We start from the raw sequence: 16,979 nt of genomic DNA on the forward strand, positions 1-16,979 counted from the left end.
TAAATTGTGAAATGGTCAGAAGTTAGTATTCATACAACAGAAGAAGCAGTAGAAGCTGTCTCTCATATTTTACATGAAGCTGGTGCTAGTGGAGTTGCGATTGAGGATCCAGCGGAGTTGACGAAAGAGCGCGAGCAACAATATGGTGAAATTTATGCATTGAACCCAGATGAATATCCGGCGGAAGGTGTATTAATAAAAGCATATTTCCCACAAACGGATTCTTTACAGGAAACGATTGCGGGTGTAAAATCATCTATTGATATGCTTCCATCTTACGACATCGAAATTGGTACTGGAAATATTACCGTTAACGAAGTCAATGAAGAAGATTGGGCTACTGCTTGGAAAAAATATTACCATCCAGTACAAATTTCTGATACATTCACAATTGTGCCGACGTGGGAAGAATATACACCAGCTTCTCCGGAAGAAAAAATTATTGAATTAGATCCAGGTATGGCGTTTGGGACAGGAACTCATCCGACAACAACGATGTGTATTCGTGCTTTAGAAAAAACAGTTCAGCCAGGTGATACTGTCATTGATGTAGGAACAGGTTCTGGTGTACTTAGTATTGCAGCGGCAAAATTAGGTGCGTCTTCTGTTCAAGCGTATGATTTAGATCCGGTTGCAGTGGAAAGTGCAGAAATGAATGTACGTTTAAATAAAACAGATGATATCGTGTCTGTTGGGCAAAATAGTCTTTTAGAAGGTATTGAAGGTCCTGTTGATCTAATCGTAGCTAACTTATTAGCAGAAATTATTCTTTTATTCCCTGAGGATGCAGCAAGAGTTGTGAAGTCGGGCGGATTATTTATTACATCGGGCATTATTGCAGCGAAGGAAAAGATAATTTCTGAAGCGCTAGAAAAAGCTGGATTTACAATTGAAGAAGTATTACGAATGGAAGATTGGGTAGCAATTATTGCACGAAATGCGTAATATAGATTTTAGTTTATAATGAAAAGGGGAGTCTCTCACTATAAGGTGAGGGACTTGCCGTTTGTTATATGAAAAAATGATAACGTTTCGTTCTTTTCGTAAGTGTTGACTTACGAAAGGAACGAAACTCTACTAAGGTGATTATATGCAACGTTATTTTGTAGAAGAGAAATATGTAAATGAGACAAGTATTCGCATTGTAGGTGATGACGTACATCATATCACAAGAGTGATGCGTATGTCAGCTGGTGATCACATTTATTGCTGTGTAAACGGAAAAACAGCAGTATGTTCAATTGATGAAATTACCAGTGAATTTATTAATACGGCTATTGTAGAATGGGTAGAGGCGTCAAGTGAACTTCCTGTTTTCGTGACGATTGCAAGTGGACTGCCAAAAGGAGACAAGCTAGAGTTAATTTTCCAAAAAGGAACTGAGCTTGGGGCGGCCGCATTTTTACCATTTCAAGCATCTCGCTCTATTGTAAAATGGGATGCGAAAAAAGCTGATAAAAAAGTTGAGCGTTTAAGAAAAATTGTGAAAGAAGCTGCGGAACAATCGCATAGAAGCGAAATTCCAGAAGTGCATGCTCCGGCATCATTTAAGCAATTGCTTTCAATGAGCAATGAGTATGATGTATGTCTTGTTGCGTACGAAGAGGAAGCAAAACAAGGTGAGAAATCCAATTTTGCTAAAGCTTTAACGACGATGAAACCAGGCCAAAAACTATTGATTGTATTTGGACCAGAAGGTGGTTTAGCGAAGGAAGAGATTACTACGCTTCGTGAACATAAATTTGTACCATGTAGTTTAGGACCAAGAATTTTAAGAACAGAAACGGCGCCGTTATATGCGTTAAGTGCTGCTTCGTATCATTTTGAATTGATGGGGTGATGATCAATGTCAACTGTTGCGTTCCATACGTTAGGTTGTAAAGTAAACCACTATGAAACAGAGGCCATTTGGCAATTGTTTAAACAAGGTGGATATGAAAGAACTGAATATGAAAAGAAAGCTGATGTATATGTTATTAATACGTGTACAGTAACGAATACGGGGGATAAGAAAAGCCGTCAAGTTATTAGACGTGCTGTTCGTCAAAATCCGGATGCGGTTATTTGTGTAACGGGATGTTATGCACAAACATCTCCAGCGGAAATTATGGCGATTCCAGGTGTAGATATTGTAGTTGGTACACAGGATCGTGAAAAGATGTTAGGATACATTGAAGAATTCCGCAAAGAGCGTCAACCAATTAATGCGGTCCGCAACATTATGAAAACACGTGTATACGAAGAACTGGATGTACCTTATTTCACGGATCGTACACGTGCATCTTTAAAAATACAAGAAGGTTGTAATAATTTCTGTACATTCTGTATTATTCCTTGGGCACGTGGTTTAATGCGTTCTCGTGATGGAAAAGAAGTTATTAAACAAGCGCAGCAATTAGTAGATGCAGGTTATAAAGAAATCGTATTAACAGGTATTCATACAGGTGGGTACGGTGAAGATATTAAAGATTATAACTTAGCTGGATTACTTCGTGATATGGAAGCGGAAGTAGGCGGATTAAAACGTCTTCGTATTTCTTCTATTGAAGCGAGTCAGATTTCAGATGAAGTAATTGAAGTGTTAGATAAGTCTGAAGTAGTTGTACGCCACTTGCACATTCCATTGCAATCTGGATCTAATACTGTATTAAAGCGTATGCGTCGTAAGTATACGATGGAATTTTTCCAAGAGCGTTTAGATCGATTGAAAGAAGCGTTACCAGGCCTTGCGATTACATCGGATGTAATTGTTGGTTTCCCAGGTGAAACAGAAGAAGAATTTATGGAAACATACAATTTCATTAAAGAGAATCGCTTCTCTGAGTTACACGTATTCCCTTACTCAAAGCGTACAGGAACACCCGCAGCGCGTATGGAAGATCAAGTTCCTGAAGATGTGAAGAATGATCGTGTTCATCGTTTAATTGAATTATCTAACCAATTAGCGAAAGAGTATGCGTCACAGTTTGAAGGGGAAGTGCTTGAGATCATTCCGGAAGAGCAATTTAAAGAGGGCGACCGTAAAGGGTTATATGTAGGCTATACGGATAACTACTTAAAAATTGTATTTGAAGGATCAGAAGAGTTAATTGGTAAGCTAGTGAAAGTGAAAATTACGAAAGCTGGTTATCCATATAACGAAGCGCAATTTGTTCGTGTTCTTGAAGATGATGTAAAAAAAGAATCAGCAAGCGCATAAAATGAAACTTTAATCAGTGGGGTTTTTGTTCCTCCCCACTAATTATCAGCCGGATTCCTACCTAAGTTCTTTGCTTGTGCTGAATTTTGAGGTGGGGGGGGCTTACTGCCCGGCAAATAGCGGAATAAAAAAGCATGCAAACGGAAACGATTTGCATGCTTTCTTTTTTTCGTGGAGAAGTTAAGTACTGAAAAAGGCAGGTACGTCGAATGAGTAGTTGTTTCGTACATTCCTGCATTAAAGAAGATGTAATGATAAAAATATAGTTGTCTTCAGGGGAAATGGATAATAGCTATCTACGTAGCTTTTGAACAGGAAAGGGCATCTATTCTTCTTTTATTCTGCCAAATAGTTGACCTGAAGTGATAAAATGTATTATAATCGTAAAAGACATGCTGAAGAAGGGTTTCTTTTTGCATGCTGAAATTAGTATGTAAGTGTGATGTTTCGGAGGGAGGGAAAGAGAATGTCAAAAACAGTCGTTCGTAAAAACGAGTCTTTGGAGGATGCACTTCGCCGTTTTAAAAGATCGGTTTCTAAAACTGGTACACTTGCTGAAGCAAGAAAGCGCGAGTTTTATGAAAAACCAAGTGTAAAACGTAAGAAGAAATCTGAAGCGGCAAGAAAGCGTAAATTCTAAGAGAGGGTGTAAGTGATGAGTCTTCTCGGTCGTTTAAACGATGATATGAAACAAGCGATGAAGAATAAACAAAAAGAAAAATTAACCGTTATTCGTATGGTTAAGGCTGCTTTACAAAATGAAGGTATTAAACTGCAACATACTCTTACTGAAGAAGAGGAATTAACAGTTTTAGCTCGTGAAGTAAAACAGTATAAGGACTCCCTCCTTGAATTTAAAAAAGCTGGTCGTGAAGACCTTGTTAATAAACTGCAAAGTGAAATTCAGATTTTAAGCGCATATTTGCCGGAGCAATTAACAGAAGAAGAACTAGCGAATGTAATTAAGCAAGTTATTTCTGAAGTTGGTGCAACTTCTAAAGCAGATATGGGTAAGGTGATGACTGCTGTTATGCCGAAAGTAAAAGGTAAAACAGACGGATCACTTGTGAATAAGTTGGTTATCCAGCTATTAGCATAAAAAAACGTCTCATTTCGTATGAGACGTTTTTTTATGCTTTTTTTCAGTTTGGACGTGATATTACAAGCTCTTTTTTCATACATATGGGATGAGAGGGGGTCTTTTGAGATGAAAAAATTAGAACAAATGAAGAATTGGTTAACAAAGCAAATAGACCTGCCAGTGGATGTGCTAATGGATCTACCTCGGATCACGCTTGTTGGGCAAGTGCATATCTATATAGAAAATCATCGGGGTTTATTAGTGTTTTCAGATAAAGAAGTAAGATTGTTATTAAAGCACGGTCAATTATTAATTAAAGGGCAATCCTTTATTATTAAAACAATCCTTCCAGAAGAACTTTTGCTTGAAGGAATAATTGAGCAAGTGACATTTTTAGAAAACGAAAAAAAAGAGGAGTGAGGGAAACTTCCATATGTGAAGTTTTTCTTCGTTATTTTCGTGATTCGACCTTACTATTCAGTTTATCTCGCTATTTATGGGTGGTAGAACTCTTTATTTCATTTTCGTACGAGCTATTTTGCTAATTAAAGTGAAAAAAGTAGTGTGTATACTTTTGGAAAGGTAGTGGAGATAGTAGATGAAAAATAAATGGTTTATAAAGTGGCTTGGATATGTAAAAGTACGAATTGAAGGTAGAGGTGCAGAACGGTTCGTTAACGAATGTGTACGTAGAAAATTATTAGTTTGGGATGTTAAGAAAATTGCTGATGAAACGTTAGTTTTTTGTATGTTATTACGAGATGTGAAGAAAATAAAACCAATTTATAGAAAAAATGAATGTAAATTATATTTTATTGGGCGTTACGGTTTTCCTTTTTTGAATAAGCGTTTAATTAAAAATAGTGGATTCTTAATTGGTTTTTTAATTTTCTTTTTTGGCATGATTGCATTATCCAATATGGTTTGGAAAATTGAAATTACAGGAGCGAAACCTGAAACAGAATATATATTGATGAAAGAATTGGACAAAATGGGTATTAAAAAAGGAAAATTACAATTCCAAATGCCTAATGTAGAAGATGTACAACGTCATTTGACAGACAATATTAATGCGATTACTTGGGCGGGATTAGAAATAAGAGGAACGACGTACCATTTTAAAATTGTTGAAAAAAACGAGCCGAAAAAAGAAAAGGAACAAAGACCGCAAAATTTAGTTGCAAAAAAAGAAGCGATTGTGACAAAAACATTTGTTGAAGTAGGAAAACCAGTTGTCTTGAAAAATGACCATGTCGAAAAAGGACAGCTTCTCGTATCAGGGATATACGGTAATGAGGAGAGTCCGACGATTGTTTCGGCGAAAGGTATTGTATATGGAGAAACGTGGTACACATCTGAGGTGAGTGTACCACTAAAGACGCAATTTCAAGTATATACTGGCAATGCGTATAATGAGCATTACCTTACATTTGGGAGTGCGAAAATAAAAATATGGGGATTTCAACATGATAAGTATAAACGCTCTCGTACTGAAAGTGTAAAACACGATGTGAAACTATTTGGTTTTACACTGCCGATCGCGTATGAAAAAGATATTGTACGAGAAGAGGAAGAAGCGAATCGGGAATATACAGAAAAACAGGCAATGAAAGTAGCGAAAGAGATGGCTGAAAAAGAACTAAAGAAAAAATTGGATGAACATGCTATGATTGTAAGTGATAAGATTTTGAGTAAAGAGGTTGAGGCGGATCAACTAAAAGTCACATTGCATTATACTGTGATCGAAAATATTGCAGAGCCACAACCAATATCCGAATCCGATATTCAAGGAGACTGAGTAATGGCAGAACAATTAGTAGAAATGAACCAACAATTGGAAAATGCTAACGAAGCAATCGCTCTTTTTGGAGTCAATGATGCTCATTTGAAAGTAATTGAACGGGAATTGAATGTATCGATTGTAACTAGAGGTGAAACTGTTCATGCATCTGGAGCAGTTGAAACTGTGACACTCGTAGAAAAAATCTTACAGCAATTACTTGTTGTTATTCGAAAAGGTATATCAATTACTGAAAGAGATGTTGCGTATGCAATTCAGCTCGCACAACAAGGGAAAATTGCTCAATTTGAAGAGTTATATGAAGAAGAAATCTTTAAAACGGCAAAAGGTAAATCCATTCGTGTAAAAACAATGGGGCAAAGAAGATATATTCATGCAATGAAGAAGAATGATATTGTATTTGGAATGGGACCTGCTGGGACTGGGAAAACATACTTAGCTGTAGTAATGGCTGTGAGAGCTTTAAAGCAAGGGTATGTAAAGAAAATTATTTTAACGAGACCGGCTGTAGAAGCTGGAGAAAGTTTAGGTTTTTTACCAGGAGATTTGAAAGAGAAGGTAGATCCGTATTTACGTCCATTGTATGATGCTTTGCACGATATTCTTGGACAAGAATATACGCAACGTATGATGGAGCGAGGGGTAATTGAAATTGCACCTCTTGCTTATATGAGAGGGCGTACGCTTGATGATTCATTTGTTATTTTAGATGAAGCGCAAAATACAACGGGTGCACAAATAAAAATGTTTTTAACTAGATTAGGTTTTAGTTCTAAAATGGTTATTACGGGGGACCCTTCACAAGTAGACTTACCAAAAGGGGTAAAATCAGGGCTTTCGCTAGCTTCTAACATTTTATCTGGTGTATCAGGTCTTTCATTCATTACATTAGAACAAACGGACGTTGTGAGGCATCCGCTGGTGCAACGTATTATTGAGGCATATGATAAAATGGAATGATCCTATTTGTCAGGATCATTTCTTTTTGTATTAAGGTTGGCGAACGGCATATTTTTTACTATCATAAAAGATAAGAGAAATAAACTATAGGTGCTGGTGTATCAAAATGTTACTTAAAAGTATTGTTGGCTAGAAGAAATGAAAGCTATAAATAGTTTCACTTTATTTCTGGAGAGGAGAAGGTATTGAAATCATGTTAAGATCTGAAGAAATTTCTAAGTGGTTTCGTAATTTACAACATTCGAAAAAACTAAGTTGGATTTCTTACGTTTTATTAGGAGCAGTGCTGTTTTTTGCACTTATGAATAATGTAAAACCAGAGCAATTAGATGTTGATATGTATTCTATTGCAAAAAAAACAATTCATTCTCCTATTAAAATTGAAGATAAGGTTATAACGGACAGAAAAAAACAAGAGGCCGCTCAAAAAGTTGGAGATCAATATACATATAGAAGTGAATATAAACAAAATAGAGTAGATATTGTAAATGATGTTTTTGCTAAGGTAAATGAAGCAATTCAAGAGATGAAAGCTGCTGGACCTGAAGAGCAAAAAAAGATGACCGATGCAAATAAATTAGAAAAATTGAAGAAGAAGTTGCCATCTAATTTAACAAAGGAATTATCTGATGAGAATTTATTATATTTTATTAATGCAGAACCGGATCAATTAGAATTAGCAAAGAACGCGGCTCTAACGTCTATTAGTGTTATTATGGGTGGAAATATTAAAATGTCCGAAGAAATAGCAGCAAAAGAGCGATTTGTTAATGAAATGAAAAGCCTCAATGTGAATAGTGGATTGAAGGAAGCTGTGAACGCGCTAGGATCATATGCGATTACAGCAAATTATTTTTATGATCCGGCTGTAACGAAAGAGAAGAAGAAAGCGGAAGAAGATTTAATTCCACCTGTTTATATTCTTCAAGGACAAGTTATTGTTAGAGAAGGTGAAACAATTTCAAGTGATATGTATAATCAGTTGAAATTAGTCGGTTTATTAGAGAAAGGTAATAGTTTTCAGCCTTATGTTGGATTAGCAGTGCTCATTGGTGTGTTACTGTACTTTATGCATAAGCAGTTTGAAGTATTTTTACAGCGTAAAAGAGAAGATAGACCGTATATTTTAGCGTATATTACAATTTTATCTATCACGATTGTTTTAATGAAAACGATTAGTTTGTTTCAAAAGCTTGAATATGCAGGAATTGCGTATGTTGTCCCGGTTGCGATGGGAACAATACTTGTAAAACTAATGATTGGCGACCGATTTGTATTTTTAACAAGTATGATTTTTTCTGTGTGCGGAAGTATTATGTTTAATGAAGGGGTAACAAGTACACTGAATTATAGTGTAGGTATTTATGTGTTGTTAAGTTCATTATCAGTAAGCATTTTCTTAAGAGAAAAAAATCGTCGTACGATGATTTTGCAAGCTGGTATACTCGTTTCTATCTTAAATGTGGTCGTCTTAGCGGCGTTATTATTATTACGTAATGGGAATTTTTCACCTCTTGAAATTGGAACGCAATTATTGATGGCTTCCGTTTCAGGAATTATCTCATCCGTTTTGGCTATGGGGATATTACCATATTTAGAGAGTGGACTTGGAATTGTATCAAGCATGAAGCTTATGGAACTATCAAGTCCGAATCATCCGCTTTTACGTAGAATTTTGTTAGAAGCGCCAGGAACGTATCACCACAGTGTAATGGTAGCGAATCTTTCTGAGGCAGCGTGTGAAGCGGTTGGAGCAAATGGTGTATTAGCACGTGTAGGGGCGTATTATCATGATGTAGGAAAAACAGTACAACCGCAATTCTTTATTGAAAACCAGATGGGAATTGAAAATCCACATGATAAATTAGATCCTGTGACGAGTAAAGATATTATCATTGCTCATGTAACAGATGGAGTCAGAATGCTCGAAGAATACCATATTCCGCAAGAAATTATCGATATTGCTGGACAACACCATGGTACAACATTACTTAAATATTTTTATTATAAGGCGATTAAAGAAGATAAAGAAAAATATACAGAAGAGATGTTTCGCTATCCAGGATCAAAAGCAACTTCTAAAGAGTCGGCAATTGTTGGTATTGCTGATAGTGTTGAGGCGGCAGTACGTTCTATGAATCACCCAACGCCAGATCAAATTAATAATTTAGTACAAAGTATTATTAAAGATCGCCTGCAAGATGGGCAATTTAGTGAATGTGATTTGACGTTTAAGGAACTACAAATCGTTGGAAAAACGTTATGTGAAACGTTAAATGGTATTTTCCATTCGCGTATTACATATCCGGAACCACCGGAAGAGAAGGAGAAAGAATGAGTTTATTAATTGATTTCATTGATGAAACAGAAGAAGTGAAAGAAGAATATGTGAATTTAATTCGTGAGATATTAGAAAAAGCAGCTCAAATGGAAAAAATAGAGGATGGTGCGGAGTTATCAGTGACATTTGTAGATAACGAACGCATTCGCGAGATTAATCGTGATTACCGAGATAAGGATCAGCCTACTGATGTCATTTCCTTTGCTATGGAAGAAATGGGAGAAGGAGAAATGGAAATTGTAGGTGCAGAGATGCCTCGTATGTTAGGTGACCTTATTATTTCTATTCCGAGAGCGAAAGAACAAGCTGAAGAGTATGGACATTCTTTTGATCGTGAACTTGGCTTTTTAGCGTTACATGGCTTTTTACATTTACTTGGTTATGACCACATGACAGAAGAGGATGAAAAAGAAATGTTTGGAAGACAAAAAGAAATTTTAGAGGCATTTGGATTAGGTCGATGAAAAAAGGAAAACTTATAAATAGTTTTGGATATGCTATAGCAGGTATATTCTTTTGTCTTCGTCATGAACGCAATATGAAAATTCATTATGTAGCCGCAGTCATTGTTATATGCTGCGGCTTTTATTTCCATATTACGAAAGTAGAGTGGATGGTATTACTTATTGTAATAGGAATTGTAATGAGTTTAGAGATGGTAAATACGGCTGTGGAAAAAACAGTAGATTTAGCGACTACCGATATACATCCGTTTGCGAAAATTGCAAAGGATGTCGCAGCCGGATCGGTTTTATTGTTTGCGATAATAGCCGTTATAATTGGTGCTATTATCTTTTTGCCGTATGTGGTATAGTTGCATTCCAAAGCTTTTATGAAGCTTTGAAAGTGCCGTAAAGGCCTTTAATGAGAGAGTGTATCTATTCACAGCTGTGGACAGGAAGGATGCGGGAATATGAATAGTAAACAATTAATTCAAGAAGCAATCGAAGCGCGTAAACAAGCGTACGTACCATATTCTAAATTTCAAGTAGGTGCAGCATTATTAGCACAGGATGGAAAAGTATATCGTGGATGTAATGTTGAGAATGCATCATATGGCTTATGTAACTGTGCAGAAAGAACAGCTTTATTTAAGGCGGTTTCTGAAGGAGATAAAGAGTTTGTAGCTATCGCGATTGTGGCGGATACAAAGCGTCCAGTACCTCCTTGTGGAGCATGTCGACAAGTTATGGTAGAATTATGTAAACAGGATACGAAAGTATACCTATCAAATTTACATGGTGACGTTCAAGAGACGACAGTCGGAGAATTGTTACCAGGAGCATTTTTAGCGGAGGATTTACATGAATAGAAAAGGTTATAAATCAGGTTTTGTCTCTATTATTGGCAGACCGAATGTTGGGAAATCTACATTTTTAAATCGTATTATCGGCCAGAAAATTGCCATTATGAGTGATAAGCCACAAACAACTCGTAATAAAATTCAAGGCGTATATACAGAAAATGATTCACAAGTAATTTTTATTGATACACCAGGAATACATAAACCTAAACATAAATTAGGCGACTTCATGGTGAAGATGGCTCAAACGACATTAAAAGAAGTTGATATTGTTCTGTTTATGGTCAATGCAGTTGAAGGATTTGGTCGCGGTGAGGAATTCATTATTGAGAAATTAAAAGAAACGAAACAACCAGTATTTTTAGTAATTAATAAAATTGACCAACTTCATCCAGAGCAATTATTAGAGTTAATTGATCAATACCGTAAACTATATGAGTTTGCAGAGATTGTACCAATTTCTGCATTAGACGGCAATAATGTGGATGCTTTAATTGGAACAATTAAAAAGTATTTACCAGAAGGACCGCAATACTATCCAGATAATCAAGTAACGGATCATCCAGAGCGATTTATTATTTCAGAGCTTATTCGTGAAAAAGTATTACATTTAACACGTGAAGAAGTGCCGCACTCTGTAGCGGTTGTTATTGATGCAATTCAAAAACGTGAGGGCGGAGCGGTTTATATAAACGCAACGATTGTTGTTGAACGTGCATCACAAAAAGGAATTATTATAGGTAAGCAAGGAAAGATGTTAAAAGAAGTCGGTAAGCGAGCTCGTTTTGACATTGAAGCATTACTTGGTTCTAAAGTATTTTTAGAAGTATGGGTAAAAGTGCAAAAAGATTGGCGTAATAAAATGTCTCAGCTTCGTGACCTTGGTTTCCGCGAAGACGAGTACTAAAATAGAGTAAATCTGTAATCAGCGGATGTTTTGTTCATCCGCTGATTATTGGTTTTTATGAGTTTTGATAAATTAGGAAAAATTTTTCTCACATGAAAATGGACAAAATGGGTCAATTTAATAACAACAAAGGAAATTGGTTTATAGGCTACGCTTATTGAGAAAGGTGGATTCTTATGCTAGATTTTACCTGGAAGTTTTTCTCCAAAACAGGAAGCATTGAAACGTACTTGCTTTTGAAAGAAATGGAAAAAGACGTAAACGATGAGATGGATCAACATGAAGAGGAGCTAGCGCATCTAGACTCTCCAATTTCTTGACCCGTTTTGTTCAAACCTTGGATGGTGACGAACATGTTTCAAAAAGTTGAGGGCATCGTTATCCGTACGACAGATTACGGAGAAACGAACAAGATTGTTACAATATTCTCAAGAGAATTGGGTAAGGTAAGTGCAATGGCAAGAGGAGCGAAAAAACCGAAAAGCCGGTTAGCATCTGTTTCGCAACTTATGACCCATGGTAATTTTCTTATTCAAATGGGATCTGGACTTGGAACTTTGCAACAAGGCGAGATTATTTCAACTATGAAAGAAATTCGCGAGGATATATTTTTAACTGCTTATGCATCATTTATTGTTGAGTTAACTGATAAAGCAACAGAAGATAAAAAACATAATCCATATTTATTTGAAATGTTATATCAAACGTTGCATTATATGTGTGAGGGTGTTGATTCAGAAGTATTATCATTAATTTATCAAACGAAAATGCTTCCGGTATTAGGGATGCGCCCGTACTTTGATACATGTGCGATTTGTCATCAAGAAACAGATTTTGTCGCCTTCTCTGTCCGGGAAGGCGGTTTTCTGTGCTCGCGTCATGCTGAGCAAGACCAGTATCGTATACCAGTGGGGGAAGCTGTTCATAAATTATTACGTCTTTTCTACCACTTCGATTTACATAGACTTGGCAATGTATCGGTGAAGGATAGCACAAAAAAACAAATGCGTTTAGTATTGAATACATATTATGATGAATATTGCGGGATTTATTTGAAGTCAAGACGTTTCTTAGAACAACTTGATAAGTTTCAAATATAATTTGGGGCCGTATACGGTCCTTTTTACATCCTATCTTTTTCAAATAGCATATTTAGTATATAATATTTAAGAGATAGTATAACTTTTTTCGTTGTGCATTAAAGGTGGTGATTATCATAGAGCTGAATAAACGGCAAGAACATATCATTCAGATTGTAAAAGATCACGGTCCTATTACAGGGGAGTCAATTGCTGCGCAATTAGGATTAACACGTGCAACACTAAGACCAGACTTAGCAATTTTAACGATGGCTGGTTATTTAGAAGCGCGTCCACGCGTAGGTTATTTTTATACGGGTAAAACCGGGGGGCAGCTATTATCTGAGGCTGTTAAGAAAATTAAAGTACAAGATTATCAATCTAGACCAGCTGTAATTGATAAAAATGTATCAGTATACGATGCGATTTGTACAATGTTTTTAGAGGACGTAGGTACCTTATTTGTTGTAGATCAGGCGATTCTATTAGTTGGTGTTGTGTCTCGTAAAGATTTATTAAGAGCTAGCCTTGGAAAGCAGGATTTAACCTCTCTTCCGGTTAATATTATCATGACAAGGATGCCAAACATTGCGATGTGTCGTAGAGAGGATTCTTTGTATGATATTGCGATGGAATTAATAGAAAGACAGATTGATGCGATGCCGGTTGTGAAAGATACGAAGCAAGGTTTAGAAGTGATTGGACGAATTACAAAAACAAATATTACACGTGCGTTTGTAAACTTAGTAAATAACGAATAAGTGTAATTTGTTTAAAGTGAGGTAATATAATGGATAATAAAATCGTATATGTCGTATCTGACTCTGTTGGAGAAACGGCTGATTTGGTTGTTCGAGCAGCGATGGGGCAATTCCCATTTGCTCCTGATATTAGACGTGTACCGTATGTAGAAGATACAGGGACATTAAAAGAAGTGATTTCGATTGCTAAGAGCAATCAAGCGCTTATTTGTTTTACGTTAGTAAAGCCTGACATGCGTCAGTATTTAGTGACAGAGGCTGCGAAAGAAGGCGTAGAGGCATATGATATTATCGGGCCTCTTATCGATCAAATTGAAGAAATTACAGGGCAAGTACCAAGATATGAGCCGGGTGTTGTTCGTAGATTAGATGAAGAATACTTTAAAAAGATTGAAGCGATTGAGTTTGCTGTAAAGTATGATGATGGTAGAGACGCGCGTGGTATTTTAAAAGCAGATATCGTGTTGATTGGGATTTCGCGCACATCAAAAACACCACTTTCTCAATATTTAGCTCATAACAAACGTTTGAAAGTTGCTAATGTACCGCTCGTACCAGAAGTAGATCCGCCTGAAGAGTTATATCAAGTGGCTAAAGAAAAATGCTTCGGTTTGAAAATTACGCCAGAGAAGTTGAATCATATTCGAAAAGAGCGATTGAAATCACTTGGACTAAGTGATGGTGCAACATATGCCAATATTAATCGTATTAAAGAAGAAATTGATCACTTTGAGAATGTAGTTGGTAAAATAAATTGTCAAGTAATTGATGTATCGAATAAAGCGATTGAAGAAACAGCCAACATTATTGTGAATGCAGTGCAAAACCAAAAATTGTTTTAGCACATTTACCAAAGGTGAATGTGCTTTTTTCGCTCGTGAGAAACACAATACCTGTTAATTTCGTAATAGATTATAGCGGAGTGGTTATACTTATATTCTTCTGTCTTTTTATTATGCTAAAGGCAGGGTTTCGTTATCCTGAAATAGAAGATGAAAAAATAAAGGGATATGTAGCGTAGTTGAAGAAAATATATTATAATAAAAAATTGTGATAAAAACCTATATTTTACGTTTAGACTTTAATTTTTCAGAATAAACTAGGGATAGGATTTACGAAAAGACATGTAATTACGTTAAATCGACAAAATCTATACAAGAAAACGCACATTATGGAAGGATTCGCAGAAGGGATGTAGAATACAGAAATATGCAAAACATCAATATCGTATTAGTTGATGCAGATGCATAGCCTGTGAATGCTGAAAATTGTGCAAGTTGGAACGAAAGTTCATGTCGAAATTTTGTTTGTCACATCGTATGCTCATCGTTTAAGGAAGTAGCAAGGGAAATTGGATCTACGTAGATACTGAATAAGCTACAGTTGATTTTTTATATGTATCAACATGCAAAAAAAACAGATCTCGTGATCACATAGGATATGGTGCTTGCTAGTCTTCTTGTAAAAAGTGTATATGTATTGTCTCCAGGAGGTACATTTGTAACAGGTGAGCAAATGGATACAATTTTATATAGTAGGTACGTATCTGCGAAATTACGCAGAAAAGGGCCTACAAAATCGTTTGATAACGTGATCGACAACACTTTCTAATAAGTTTAGAAAAAATATTGTCGAATTATAAAGGAATTTTTTAATTTTTATCGAATACAAAATACGACACGGAGATGGATTTATGGGGAACAGAATTCCCGAAGAAGTTGTTGAACAGATTCGGACGTCATCGGATATTGTAGAAGTGATTGGTGAATACGTTCAACTTAGAAAACAGGGGCGTAACTATTTTGGCCTTTGTCCATTTCATGGTGAGAATTCTCCTTCATTCTCTGTTTCATCTGATAAGCAAATTTTTCATTGCTTCGGATGTGGAGAAGGTGGAAATGTATTTTCCTTTCTAATGAAAATGGAAGGATTGGCTTTTACCGAGGCTGTTCAAAAGCTAGGTGAAAGAAATGGAATGGCGGTTGCAGAGTATACATCAGGGCAAGGACAACAAGAAGACATATCTGATGACACTGTCATCATGCAACAGGCTCATGAACTTTTGAAAAAGTACTATCATCATTTATTAGTAAATACAGAAGAAGGAAATGAAGCACTTTCGTATTTGTTAAAACGTGGTATTACGAAAGAGATGATTGAGAAGTTTGAAATTGGTTATGCGTCACCTGCTTGGGATGCAGCAACGAAAATTTTACAAAAAAGAGGTTTATCGCTGTCTAGTATGGAACAAGCTGGTCTTCTCATAAGAAGCGAGAAGGATGGTAGTCATTATGATCGCTTCCGTGGAAGAGTTATGTTTCCAATCTATACGTTACAAGGTAAAGTGATAGCGTTTAGTGGAAGGGCATTAGGAGATGACACTCCAAAATATTTAAATAGCCCTGAAACACCGATTTTTCATAAAAGTAAATTGTTGTATAACTTCCACCAAGCGAGGCCGTTTATTAGAAAGCGTGGGCAAGTGGTCCTTTTTGAAGGGTATGCCGACGTAATGGCTGCGGTAAAAAGTGGTGTGGAAGAAGCTGTCGCGACAATGGGAACAGCTTTAACTGAAGAACAAGCAAAACTTCTGCGACGTAACGTTGAAACTGTTGTTCTTTGCTATGATGGTGATAAAGCAGGGCGAGAAGCAACGATGAAAGCAGGGCAATTATTGCTAAAAGTTGGTTGCCAAGTGAAAGTTACATCCTTGCCAGATAAGCTTGATCCTGATGAATATGTGCAACAATATGGGACAACTGCTTTTGAAAATCTTGTGAAATCAAGTATAAGTTTTGTTGGTTTTAAAATAAATTATTTGCGTTTAGGGAAAAATTTGCAAGATGAGTCTGGCAAAGAAGAATATGTGAAAAGTGTTTTAAAAGAGTTATCGTTGCTACAGGATGCGATGCAGGCAGAATCATATTTGAAGTCATTATCGCAAGAATTTTCGTATTCAATGGAAACTCTTTTGAATCAATTGCACCAATATCGCAAAGAACAAAAGGTACAGCAAAAACAAGTAAAGCTGGTTTCTAAGCCGTCTCAAATTGTTCAAACAAAACCGAAGTTAACAGGTTTTGAAAGGGCAGAAAGAGAAATTATTTATCATATGTTGCAAAGTCCAGAAGTGGCTGTTCGTATGGAATCCCACATAGAAGATTTTCATACAGAAGAACATAAAGGGATTTTATATGAACTATACGCATATTATGAAAAGGGAAATGAATCTTCAGTCGGAACATTTTTAAGTTGGCTCTCTGATGAGAAGTTGAAAAATATTATCACTGATATTTCGACGGATGAATTTATTAATCCAGAATACACAGAAGAAGTGTTACAAGGCCATTTGGAGACGCTCAGCCGTCATCAAGAAAAACTTGAAAAGATGGAAATCATCTTTAAGGTAAAACAAATGGAAAAAACAGATCCTGTAGAGGCTGCTAAATATTATGTAGCATATTTACAAAATCAAAAAGCGAGAAAATAGCTTTTTTGATAAATTTTTAGTATAATGAATGTTTGTATCTCGCGTAAGGAGGGGAAC

19 protein-coding genes are annotated in these 16,979 nt (G+C 36.2%); all 19 read left to right on the forward strand.

What is annotated here, in order from left to right; genetic code table 11:
* Positions 1-6: 6 nt before the first annotated feature.
* Complete coding sequence (gene prmA / locus JDS99_RS10330) at positions 7-945, forward strand: 50S ribosomal protein L11 methyltransferase (protein WP_000872122.1); 939 nt, start codon at positions 7-9, stop codon at positions 943-945.
* Positions 946-1,090: 145 nt separating this feature from the next.
* Entirely contained in the window at positions 1,091-1,840 is a 750-nt protein-coding gene (locus JDS99_RS10335; protein ID WP_199695038.1) for a 16S rRNA (uracil(1498)-N(3))-methyltransferase, read from the forward strand.
* A gap of 6 nt (positions 1,841-1,846) precedes the next feature.
* Entirely contained in the window at positions 1,847-3,199 is a 1,353-nt protein-coding gene (gene mtaB, locus JDS99_RS10340) for a tRNA (N(6)-L-threonylcarbamoyladenosine(37)-C(2))-methylthiotransferase MtaB (protein ID WP_000108688.1), read from the forward strand.
* A gap of 466 nt (positions 3,200-3,665) precedes the next feature.
* Entirely contained in the window at positions 3,666-3,839 is a 174-nt protein-coding gene (gene rpsU / locus JDS99_RS10345; protein ID WP_000048061.1) for a 30S ribosomal protein S21, read from the forward strand.
* 15 nt (positions 3,840-3,854) lie between these two features.
* The gene (locus JDS99_RS10350; protein WP_000054579.1) at positions 3,855-4,298 is read left to right on the forward strand and encodes a GatB/YqeY domain-containing protein; all 444 of its coding nucleotides are present in this window, start codon (positions 3,855-3,857) and stop codon (positions 4,296-4,298) included.
* Positions 4,299-4,406: 108 nt separating this feature from the next.
* A complete protein-coding gene (gene yqfC / locus JDS99_RS10355; protein WP_000732264.1) occupies positions 4,407-4,700 on the forward strand; it encodes a sporulation protein YqfC in 294 nt (97 codons plus the stop codon).
* A 178-nt stretch (positions 4,701-4,878) separates the two neighbouring features.
* A complete protein-coding gene (gene yqfD / locus JDS99_RS10360) occupies positions 4,879-6,078 on the forward strand; it encodes a sporulation protein YqfD (RefSeq protein ID WP_000792473.1) in 1,200 nt (399 codons plus the stop codon).
* Positions 6,079-6,081: 3 nt separating this feature from the next.
* On the forward strand, positions 6,082-7,041 hold the full coding sequence (locus tag JDS99_RS10365) for a PhoH family protein (RefSeq protein ID WP_000840500.1): 960 nt from the start codon (positions 6,082-6,084) through the stop codon (positions 7,039-7,041).
* A gap of 193 nt (positions 7,042-7,234) precedes the next feature.
* On the forward strand, positions 7,235-9,379 hold the full coding sequence (locus tag JDS99_RS10370; RefSeq protein WP_048541521.1) for an HD family phosphohydrolase: 2,145 nt from the start codon (positions 7,235-7,237) through the stop codon (positions 9,377-9,379).
* Positions 9,376-9,846, forward strand: coding sequence for an rRNA maturation RNase YbeY (gene ybeY / locus JDS99_RS10375; RefSeq protein ID WP_000054689.1), 471 nt, complete (start codon positions 9,376-9,378; stop codon positions 9,844-9,846). Before JDS99_RS10370 ends, ybeY begins: the two co-directional genes overlap by 4 nt.
* Positions 9,843-10,196 carry a diacylglycerol kinase family protein gene (locus tag JDS99_RS10380; protein WP_000715485.1) on the forward strand — a complete coding sequence of 118 codons (354 nt, stop codon included), beginning with the start codon at positions 9,843-9,845 and terminating at the stop codon, positions 10,194-10,196. Before ybeY ends, JDS99_RS10380 begins: the two co-directional genes overlap by 4 nt.
* A 99-nt stretch (positions 10,197-10,295) precedes the next feature.
* Positions 10,296-10,694: a cytidine deaminase gene (locus JDS99_RS10385; protein WP_199695039.1), complete on the forward strand. Its 399-nt coding sequence runs from the start codon at positions 10,296-10,298 to the stop codon at positions 10,692-10,694.
* Positions 10,687-11,592 (forward strand): GTPase Era, encoded by a 906-nt coding sequence (era, locus tag JDS99_RS10390; RefSeq protein WP_001080239.1) that lies wholly within the window; start codon positions 10,687-10,689, stop codon positions 11,590-11,592. Before JDS99_RS10385 ends, era begins: the two co-directional genes overlap by 8 nt.
* A 176-nt stretch (positions 11,593-11,768) precedes the next feature.
* Entirely contained in the window at positions 11,769-11,912 is a 144-nt protein-coding gene (locus tag JDS99_RS10395) for a YqzL family protein (protein WP_000883924.1), read from the forward strand.
* 33 nt (positions 11,913-11,945) lie between these two features.
* Positions 11,946-12,692, forward strand: a complete 747-nt coding sequence (gene recO, locus JDS99_RS10400; protein WP_000487012.1) for a DNA repair protein RecO — start codon at positions 11,946-11,948, stop codon at positions 12,690-12,692.
* Positions 12,693-12,799: 107 nt separating this feature from the next.
* Positions 12,800-13,432, forward strand: a complete 633-nt coding sequence (locus JDS99_RS10405; protein ID WP_002077328.1) for a transcriptional regulator CcpN — start codon at positions 12,800-12,802, stop codon at positions 13,430-13,432.
* A gap of 29 nt (positions 13,433-13,461) precedes the next feature.
* A complete protein-coding gene (locus JDS99_RS10410; RefSeq protein ID WP_000368941.1) occupies positions 13,462-14,274 on the forward strand; it encodes a pyruvate, water dikinase regulatory protein in 813 nt (270 codons plus the stop codon).
* Positions 14,275-14,872: 598 nt separating this feature from the next.
* Positions 14,873-15,043, forward strand: a complete 171-nt coding sequence (locus tag JDS99_RS32750; protein ID WP_179862445.1) for a DUF188 domain-containing protein — start codon at positions 14,873-14,875, stop codon at positions 15,041-15,043.
* Positions 15,044-15,125: 82 nt separating this feature from the next.
* A complete protein-coding gene (dnaG, locus tag JDS99_RS10415; protein ID WP_199695040.1) occupies positions 15,126-16,922 on the forward strand; it encodes a DNA primase in 1,797 nt (598 codons plus the stop codon).
* Positions 16,923-16,979 lie beyond the last annotated feature (57 nt).

The organism is Bacillus cereus group sp. N6 (assembly GCF_016483705.1).
Lineage (GTDB): Bacteria > Bacillota > Bacilli > Bacillales > Bacillaceae_G > Bacillus_A > Bacillus_A wiedmannii.